This window comes from Kitasatospora sp. NPDC057512, assembly GCF_042802135.1.
Lineage (GTDB): Bacteria > Actinomycetota > Actinomycetes > Streptomycetales > Streptomycetaceae > Kitasatospora.
The window spans coordinates 1-4,660 of the sequence record NZ_JBHVET010000688.1 but is presented as its reverse complement, the minus strand read 5'-3'; the positions used below and the strand labels follow the sequence as shown (position 1 = coordinate 4,660).

The 4,660-nt window shown below is 71.4% G+C and carries 5 protein-coding genes; 1 reads left to right on the top strand and 4 read right to left on the bottom strand.

Annotated features, from left to right (window positions below):
- Nucleotides 1-56: 56 nt before the first annotated feature.
- The 4 genes from ACFU6K_RS31955 to proS form a co-directional block, all read right to left on the bottom strand.
- Nucleotides 57-296 (bottom strand): RNA-binding protein, encoded by a 240-nt coding sequence (locus ACFU6K_RS31955; RefSeq protein WP_030056773.1) that lies wholly within the window; start codon nt 294-296, stop codon nt 57-59.
- 2 nt (nt 297-298) lie between these two features.
- Nucleotides 299-727: a 30S ribosomal protein S16 gene (gene rpsP, locus ACFU6K_RS31950; protein WP_049650397.1), complete on the bottom strand. Its 429-nt coding sequence runs from the start codon at nt 725-727 to the stop codon at nt 299-301.
- Between the two features lie 402 nt (nt 728-1,129).
- A complete protein-coding gene (locus ACFU6K_RS31945; protein ID WP_049650398.1) occupies nt 1,130-1,708 on the bottom strand; it encodes a hypothetical protein in 579 nt (192 codons plus the stop codon).
- Between the two features lie 444 nt (nt 1,709-2,152).
- Entirely contained in the window at nt 2,153-3,565 is a 1,413-nt protein-coding gene (proS, locus tag ACFU6K_RS31940) for a proline--tRNA ligase (protein ID WP_380668962.1), read from the bottom strand.
- 189 nt (nt 3,566-3,754) lie between these two features.
- Here proS and ACFU6K_RS31935 point away from each other — a divergent pair, with 189 nt between their 5' ends.
- Entirely contained in the window at nt 3,755-4,588 is an 834-nt protein-coding gene (locus ACFU6K_RS31935) for a class I SAM-dependent methyltransferase (protein ID WP_380668960.1), read from the top strand.
- Nucleotides 4,589-4,660 lie beyond the last annotated feature (72 nt).

Genomic DNA, 4,660 nt, shown 5'->3' with positions numbered 1-4,660 from the left:
GACGACATGCGTCCCGGTCGGCCTCACAAGCCCTGACGGCTGAACGAGCAGCGGCGTCAGCGAATGTTGTCCACGTCGACCAGGTCGACCCGGACGTTGCGACCGCCGAGGGCGCCGACCACGGTGCGCAGAGCGCGCGCCGTACGGCCGCCCCGGCCGATCACCTTGCCGAGGTCATCGGGGTGCACTCGCACCTCGATGGTGTTCCCCCGACGCAGGTTGCGCGAGCGCACCTGCACCTCGTCGGGGTGCTCGACGATGCCCTTCACCAGGTGGTCGAGGGCGTCCTCGATCACGATCAGGCCTCGGCGGCGGCGTCGGACTCGGCCTCGGCCTTGTCCGACTTCTTGGCCTTCGGGGTGATGGCGACACCGGTGGTGGCGTCCTCGAAGCCGGCGACGGCCTTCGCGAACAGGTGCGAGAAGTCCTCGACCTTCGGCTCGGCAACCAGCAGCGGAGCCGGAGCCGGCAGGCCCTTGAACTTCTGCCAGTCGCCGGTCAGCTTCAGGATGGCGAGCACCGGCTCGGTCGGCTGGGCGCCGACGGACAGCCAGTACTGGGCGCGGTCGCTGTCGACCTCGATCTTCGAGGGGTTGTAGGTCGGCTGGTAGATGCCGATCTCCTCGATCGCGCGACCGTCACGCTTGGTGCGGGCGTCGGCGACGACGATGCGGTAGTGCGGGGAGCGAATCTTGCCGAGACGCTTCAGCTTGATCTTGACTGCCACGGGAGTGGATTCTCCTGGTGTTGACGTGGGTGAGCGGGCTCGCCGTCGCGTGGGGTTGCGGGGCGGACCGTTCAAGGGACACGCCAGCCGTAGGAGAGAGGGGTCCTGCTCGGCTGCCGAGTACTCAGCTGTCCATTCTGCCACATCGGCGAGAACCGCCTGCACGCGGGACCGGGCACCCGGTCAGGGCTCGACCGGGAGCCCCCGCTCCCGGTCCAACCCGAAGACATCACCGCTGTCCTGCTGTACCGCTCGTTCCGTACTGCCTTGTACGTGACCTGTACTACCCGTACTGCTCCGTGTCCCGTACTGCTCCGCGTCGCCCGGTCCGGCCGGACCGCTGCCCGCACAGCAGCCCGTCGGGACGTCGACCGCTCGAGCGACGTGAGCGGCGTGAGCGACTTAAGCGATCTTGAACGGCTGCTGGCACGCGCCGCAGACGATGGACGCCTGTGCGAGCACCGAGGGAACGACCCGGACGTTGCGCCCGCACCCGCAGACCGCCTTGACCCGCACGCCGCCCCCGGAGGAGCCGTGCCGGGCCGCCGGGCCGCGGAAGGCGCGCGTCGCGCCGTCGCCGGCCACCGCCTCCTGGTGCGCCCCGAGGGCACGGTCCAGGCGTTCGATGGTCTCGGCGTACCGCTCCTGGGTCTCCTTGAGCATGGTCACCTGGGAGAAGCCGCTGCTCGCGTGCGGCTCGACCGGGTGCGCCAGGCCCAGCTCGGAAGCGAGCATCAGGAAGCGCCGGTTGTGGTAGCGGCCGGCGCGCGAGGTGTCCCGGATGTCCCGGGCCGCGGCCAGACCGTGGGCGGCCTCGTGGAGGAGGCGCTCGAAACCGAGCCGCGTCCCGCAGGCCGAGGAGGACTCGCCGATCAGGGCCTCGGGCGAGGCCAGATCGGGAAGGTCCTGGTGGTAGGCCTGGATGTCACTCCAGGCGGCGGCCAGTTCGGCCGCGAGAACGAGGGGCTGTGTCGTGCTCACGCTAGACCAACGATGGAGTGCGAGCCGATGTTCCGCATGTTCTCGTTCCCGGGGAATTCACAGGGAACTCCCAGGAATGCGAGGCCGCGCGCGAATTGCGCGTTCCGGATCTGACGCAAGACCAACCCCCTGCCGGTTTGGGCCCGTCGCAACGTCGGCGGGCCTGATGAATTCCGTCCGGGGGGCGGGCTGTCGCCACCCAGGACGTACGGCCCGTGGGCCTGCCGGATTGACAGGGCCACGGGCCGTACACCGTACCGCTATTCGGTTAATACCGGGAGTTGACCGGCCAGTAGGGATGTCCCCCGCGGGGACGCACCGGAACAGTTACCGGATTCTTACCCATCCGCATTCCGGGCAAATGTCGCCGGTGCCGGTCATTACCCGTGGGCGACCGGCGTCCGGCGGACATCCACCGGACATCCACCGAACACCGAACGGATGTCAGTACGCCCGGGCGACGAGCGCGACATTGCCTTCCTGGTCGTCCGCCAGCGGCACCGAGCCGTCGGCCGCGACGATGCAGCGGACCGTGACGCCCTGCTCGGCCAGCTTGGCCTCGCCCTCCGCGCCGAGGTCGGCCCAGGAGATCCGGCCCCAGCCGGTCGCGGCGGCCTCGATGGCCTCGTCGATGGTCTTGACGTCGACCGTGCGGGACTCGCGGCGCTCGCGGGACTGGCGCAGCAGCAGCGCCTGGTCCTCCTCCAGCACGCCCGGAAGCAGCGCGGCCAGGGCGTCGATGGAGACCGGCTCCTTGCCGCCCGGGATGCGGCGGGCCAGCATCGCGGTGCCGTTCTCCAGGTCGCGCGGGCCGACCTCGATGCGCAGCGGAACGCCCTTGAGCTCCCAGTCGACGGCCCGGCGGCCGAACGGGGTGTCGGTGCGGTCGTCGACCACGACCCGGATGCCGACGGCCTCCAGCTGGGCGCCGATCTCGCGGACCTTGGCGATGACCGCGTCGTCGCCCTTGATCGCGAGCACGACGGCCTGGACGGCGGCCAGGCGCGGGGGCACCCGCAGGCCGTTGTCGTCGCCGTGGGACATGATCAGGCCGCCGACCATGCGGGTCGAGACGCCCCAGGAGGTCTGCCAGACGTGCTCGCGCTCGGCGCCCTGCAGCTGGTACGTGGTGTTGAACGCCTTGGCGAAGTTCTGGCCCAGCTCGTGGCTGGTGCCCATCTGCAGCGCCTTGCCGTCGCCCATCATGCCCTCGAGGGTGAGGGTGTTGATGGCGCCGGCGAAGCGCTCCTTGGCGGTCTTGCGGCCAAGCACGACGTCGATGCCGAGCACGTTGGTCATGAAGTCGCCGTAGACCTGGGTGTGGATCATCGACGCGTACGCGCGGGCGTCCTCGTAGGTGGCGTGGGCGGTGTGGCCCTCCTGCCAGAGGAACTCGGTGGTGCGCAGGAAGACGCGCGGGCGGAGCTCCCAACGGACCACGTTGGCCCACTGGTTGATCAGCAGGGGCAGGTCGCGGTGGCTCTGCACCCACTTCGAGAAGTACTCGTTGATGATCGTCTCGGAGGTCGGCCGGACGACGACCGGCTCCTCCAGCTGCTTGCCGCCGCCGTGGGTGACCACCGCGAGCTCGGGGGCGAAGCCCTCGACGTGCTCGGCCTCCTTGGTCAGGTAGGACTGCGGGATGAACATCGGGAAGTAGGCGTTCTGCGCGCCGGCCTTCTTGATCCGCGCGTCCATCTCCTGCTGCATCCGCTCCCACAGGCCGTAGCCGTACGGTCGGATGACCATGGTGCCGCGCACCGGACCGTTGTCGGCCAGCTCGGCCTTGTTGATGAGGTCCTGGTACCAGCGCGGGAAGTCTTCCGCCTGAGGGGTGAGAACGGGTGCCTTAGCCATGGGGCGAATGGTACGGGGCCCGGGGCCCCGGTTTCGAATCGGTATCACCGGGCGGGGGCGCACCACCGCGACACGCGCGCACCACCCTGCACCCCTCTGGACGCCGGGCCCGACCCGCTGTTCGCTGGTGTGGGGCGGGACTTTGGGGGAGCCGTAGCAGCGCACCGAAGGACCGGATGGGAGGCCGCCATGGCTTCAGCTCGCACGACCGGCACGACCGGCACGACCGCACGACCGACGGGCGCACGCCCGCACCACCCGCGGACCGGGGCGGCCCGCCCCGCGCGGGCGCGCGACTGGGCGGAGATCCAGGAACGCATGCTGGTGCCGCTCTACGAGGCGGTCTACGACCGGCTGGAGGTCGGCCCGGCGAGCAGCGTGCTGGGCCTGGGCTGCCGCTCCGGCCTGGCCCTGCTGCTCGCGGCCGGCCGGGGCGCCCAGGTCGCCGGGCAGGAGCCGCGGGACGAGCTGCGCGAGCTGGCCCACGACCGTCGGCTGCGGGTGTGCGCGGGGCCCCGGCCGACGGCGGCCGTCCCCCGCTCGGCCCATTCGCTGGTGACGGTTTTCGAGCAGCTGCCCGGGGCCGCCGACGCCGGCCCGGTGGTCGCCGAGGCCGCCCGGCTCACCCTCCCGGGCGGGCACGTGGTGCTGGCCGCCTGGGGCCCGCCCGAGCGCTGCGAGAGCGCCCCGGTGCTGGACGTTGCCCGGCGGATGGCGGGCCGGACCACCGCGCGCGACCCGTTCGAGCTGAGCGCGCCCGGCGCGCTGGAGGACCTGCTGGCCCCGGCCGGTCTGCGTCCGGCCGGCAGTGGCCGGGTGAGCTGCCCGTTCGCCTACGCCGACCTCGACAGCGCGGTGCGCGGGCTGCTCTCCACCGGCCTGTTCGAGCCGGCCGAGGAGTTCTCCGGGGCCTCGCTGGTGGCCAAGGAGCTGGAGGAGGTGCTCCAGCCGTACCTGCGCGCGGACGGCTCGGTACGGATGGAGAACCTGTTCCGCTACCTGGTCGCCGAACGGTCGCGCTAGGCGGGACGAGGAGGGGCGAGGAGTCCGCAGAGGAGCGAGGGCGAAAAACCGGGGGCGCCCGCCGCCATGGCG